Origin of the sequence: Tabrizicola sp. (assembly GCF_031377265.1) — a bacterium.
Taxonomy (GTDB): Bacteria; Pseudomonadota; Alphaproteobacteria; order Rhodobacterales; family Rhodobacteraceae; genus JAUYQR01.
The window spans coordinates 1-3,640 of record NZ_JANMET010000028.1; the positions used below are offsets into that span (position 1 = coordinate 1).

General features: G+C 63.2%; 5 protein-coding genes. 1 reads left to right on the forward strand and 4 read right to left on the reverse strand.

The window, feature by feature from the left end; all coding sequences use genetic code 11:
- The first annotated feature begins 55 nt into the window (after positions 1-55).
- A complete protein-coding gene (gene ilvN, locus RMO18_RS01665) occupies positions 56-616 on the forward strand; it encodes an acetolactate synthase small subunit (protein ID WP_309663542.1) in 561 nt (186 codons plus the stop codon).
- Here ilvN and RMO18_RS01670 read toward each other — a convergent pair.
- The 4 genes from RMO18_RS01670 to RMO18_RS01685 all read right to left on the reverse strand — a co-directional run.
- Positions 613-1,821 (reverse strand): cyclopropane-fatty-acyl-phospholipid synthase family protein, encoded by a 1,209-nt coding sequence (locus tag RMO18_RS01670; protein WP_309663544.1) that lies wholly within the window; start codon positions 1,819-1,821, stop codon positions 613-615. The two genes, ilvN and RMO18_RS01670, sit on opposite strands and share 4 nt — an antisense overlap.
- A 73-nt stretch (positions 1,822-1,894) precedes the next feature.
- Positions 1,895-2,668: an enoyl-CoA hydratase-related protein gene (locus tag RMO18_RS01675; RefSeq protein WP_309663546.1), complete on the reverse strand. Its 774-nt coding sequence runs from the start codon at positions 2,666-2,668 to the stop codon at positions 1,895-1,897.
- Positions 2,669-2,732: 64 nt separating this feature from the next.
- Positions 2,733-3,173 carry a cytochrome c-type biogenesis protein CcmH gene (locus RMO18_RS01680; RefSeq protein WP_405053987.1) on the reverse strand — a complete coding sequence of 147 codons (441 nt, stop codon included), beginning with the start codon at positions 3,171-3,173 and terminating at the stop codon, positions 2,733-2,735.
- Positions 3,173-3,640 (reverse strand): cytochrome c-type biogenesis CcmF C-terminal domain-containing protein (locus tag RMO18_RS01685; protein ID WP_309663549.1); only part of this gene is annotated, 468 nt, incomplete at its 5' end. The genes RMO18_RS01680 and RMO18_RS01685, both read right to left, overlap by 1 nt.

Genomic DNA, 3,640 nt, shown 5'->3' on the forward strand with positions numbered 1-3,640 from the left:
GTGATTGAATGCACCTTTGCCAAGACCAATGCAGAGAAAACGGAGAACAACTGTAATGTCCCCCCTGAACATCAAAAAAGGCTCCAGCAGCCACTCCGCCTACGACCTCCGCGACCCCAACGCCGAGGTGATCGAACAGCACACGCTCGCGGTCATCGTCGACAACGAAAGCGGGGTCCTCGCACGGGTCATCGGGCTTTTCTCGGGGCGTGGCTACAACATCGACAGTCTGACGGTCGCGGAAGTTGATCATGAGGGGCACCGCTCGCGCATAACCGTCGTCACGCGCGGCACGCCGCAGGTGATCGACCAGATCGAGGCGCAGTTGCGCCGGATGGTGCCGGTGCATGAGGTCCACGACCTGACCGCCGACGGGCCGAGCGTGCAGCGGGAACTGGCGCTGCTGAAGGTCGCAGGGACCGGGGCGGCGCGGGTCGAGGCGCTGCAACTGGCCGAGATTTTCCGGGCGAATGTGGTGGATTCCACGCTGGAAAGCTTCGTGTTTGAGATGACCGGCACCCCGGAAAAGATCGACGCCTTCGCCGATCTGATGCGCCCGCTTGGCCTGGTGGAGATCGCCCGGACCGGGGTTGCGGCACTGGCGCGGGGCGTCTAGGCGTTGGTTGCGGGGTAGAGGTAGTCGCGCGTGCCGGGCACCGTGGTGCGGCCCTTGGCAAGCTGCAGCTGGTGGATCACCAGATGCGCTTCGGAAAAACTCAGCTCGGCCGATTGCAGGTAATAGCGCCACATCCGGATGAAACGTTCGTCATACAGCGCCCGCACCCGGTTGATGTTGCGGTCAAAGCGGATGAGCCATTCCTGCAAGGTGCGCTCGTAATGGCCGCGCCATACCTCCAGGTCCGACAGGATCATCCCGGTTTTTTCCACCACCCGCATCGCCTCGGAGATCGTCGGGCAGTAAGCGCCGGGGAAAATGTACTTGTTGAACCAGGGCGAGATCACGTCAGGTGGCGACCAGCGCCCGATGTAGTGGATCAGTGCCACACCATCAGGTGTCATCAACTCCGACACCCGGCGAAAGAACGTGCCCAGATGTGGCAGGCCGACATGTTCCATCATGCCGACCGACACCACCCGGTCGAACACCTCTGGTACCGCCCGGTAATCCTGCAGGCGAAACTCCACCTGACCGGACAACCCGGCCGCCGCTGCACGCCGCCGCGCCTCGGCCAGTTGCACCTTGGACAGGGTCACGCCAAGCACCTGCGCGCCGTGATCCCGCGCCAGCGCAATCGCCAGCGTGCCAAAGCCGCAGCCGATATCCAGCACCCGCATGCCCGGCTTGATCAACAGCTTCGCACCGATATGCGCCATCTTTGCCGCCTGCGCTTCTTCCAGGGTCATCTCGGGGCGGCGAAAGTAGGCGCAGGTGTATTGCTTGGTTTCATCCAAGAACAGATCATACAGCTCGCCCGACAGATCGTAGTGGTGTGCCACGTTGCGCCGCGACACGCCGACGTGGTTCCAGATGGTCCATGACCGCGTCCGTTTCCGCAAATACCCCAGCGCACCAAGCGGGAAAGGCAATTTCCGGCCACGTCCGTTGCGGATGGCAAAGGTCAGAAAGCTTTCGATGTCATCACCGGCAAGAGTGATGCGGCCATCGACATAAGCCTCCCCCAGAGCGACCTCTGGGGCGAAGATGAACTTTCGGGGGAAATCCGGATCATGGACTGTTATTGCCACGTCCGGGCCATCTCCGGGTCCGATCAGATGGGTTGCGCCGTCAGGCAGGGTCAGCGTCAAATGACCGGTGCGGATGCCCCTGCGCAGAACTTCAAGAAAAATCCTTGTCCACATGATGACCACTGATTGTTACAAAACTGCAACGCGTCATTGAACAATCGGTTCCGTTTTCTGCAAAGTGACAAATCTACCGGCCCGTAAAAGCAGGCGGTCGCTTGCCCAGAAAAGCCGCCACGCCTTCGCGGAAATCGTCGCTGGCCCCGCATTTGCCCTGCAACCGCGCTTCCAGTGCCAGTTGCGCGGGCATGTCACGTTCAAAACTGCCGCGCAGTGCAGTCTTCAACGCGGCATAGGCCAGTGTCGGCCCCATTGCCAGCGTCGCCGCCCGCGCCGCAACCACGGCAGGAAATTCCGCATCGGGCACAGCTTCCCAGATCATGCCCCAGTCGGCGGCCTGCCGCGCGCTGATCTTTTCGGCGAACAGGGTGGCACCCATGGCCCGCGCCATGCCGATCTGGCGCGGCAGTGAATATGTGCCACCGGCGTCCGGGATCAGGCCGATCCGGGTGAAGGCCTGGATGAAACTGGCAGACTCGGCAGCGATCACCACATCGCAGGCCAGCGCAAGGTTGGCCCCCGCCCCCGCCGCCACACCGTTGACCGCTGCAATCACCGGCACCGGCGCATCGGTGATCGCGCGCAGCATCGGTTCATATTCATCGCGCAGCGTGGCTTCGACATCGAAAGCCCCAAGCGCCTGCGCATCGGTCAGATCCTGGCCCGAACAGAACGCCCGCCCGGCCCCGGCAAGCACGATGCAGCGCTGCGCATGGGCGGCGCGCAGCGCCTGCGTCAACTCGGCCCGCATCTGCCGGGACAGGGCATTCATGATGTCGGGACGGTTCAGCGTGATCGTCGCCACACCATCCGCCTCGGTAACCTTGAGTGTCTGATAGACCATCCTGCCCCCCGCTTTGCCGGCAAGCATAGAAGCACAGTGCCGAACCCCCAACCACGACGCGGCGTCAGCTTTTGAGGATTTCCTTCAGTCGCGCCTCTTCGGTCTGCGACAGGTCTGCGTCCGGCACTGCCTTGCGGCGGCGCTGGGTCGCAACCGCGATGGCTGTGCCTGCCAGCAACAGCGCCGGACCGGCCAGCCAAAGGATGAGGTTGGACCCCTCGGCCCGGGGGTTGAACAGTACGAATTCGCCATAGCGCGCAACCACATAGTCGATCACTTCGGTATCGCTGTCGCCCGCGACCAGCCGTTCGCGGATGATGATCCGCAGATCGCGGCTGATCGGGGCGGAGGAATCGTCGATCGATTCGCCCTGACACACCGGGCAGCGGATATCGCGCGAAATCGCGCGTGCCCGCTGTTCAAGCGCGGCGTCGGGCAAAATCTCATCCGGCTGCACTGCAAGCACGGGTGTGGCAAGGCAGATCAGCAGAGCCAGCAGGCGGATCATTCCGCAGGCACCCCCGCCACCCGCGCCCGCCGCGCGCCCGCGGCCACCCGGTAGCGCCGGTCTGTAAGGCTGATCACTCCGCCAAGTGCCATCAGCCCGGCCCCGCCCCAAAGCCAGTTGGCGAAGGGTTCGATGTAGCTGCGCACCGCCCAGCCGCCGCCGGATTGTGCGTCACCAATCACCAGATAGATGTCGCGGGTGAAGGCATAGTTGATCGCTGCCTCGGTCGTCGGCATCTGCGCCACCGGGTAGAACCGCTTTTCCGGGAACAAACGCGCCACTTCGGTGCCGCCGCGCCGCACGGTCATATCGGCCATGGTGGACGTGTAATTCGGGCCCTGAACTTCGTTTACCGCGTTAAGGGTGACCTCGTACTTGCCCAAAGGAAAGCTGTCGCCCAGCTGGACGATCCGGATATCCTCAACCTTCCAGGCGTTCATTGCGGCCACGGCGAACAGCGTGAT

Excerpts from the sequence above, each read along its gene's own strand:
- ilvN (WP_309663542.1), top strand. The coding sequence starts at position 56 with ATGTCCCCCCTGAACATCAAAAAAGGCTCCAGCAGCCACTCCGCCTAC.
- RMO18_RS01670 (WP_309663544.1), bottom strand. The coding sequence starts at position 1,821 with ATGTGGACAAGGATTTTTCTTGAAGTTCTGCGCAGGGGCATCCGCACC.
- RMO18_RS01675 (WP_309663546.1), bottom strand. The coding sequence starts at position 2,668 with ATGGTCTATCAGACACTCAAGGTTACCGAGGCGGATGGTGTGGCGACG.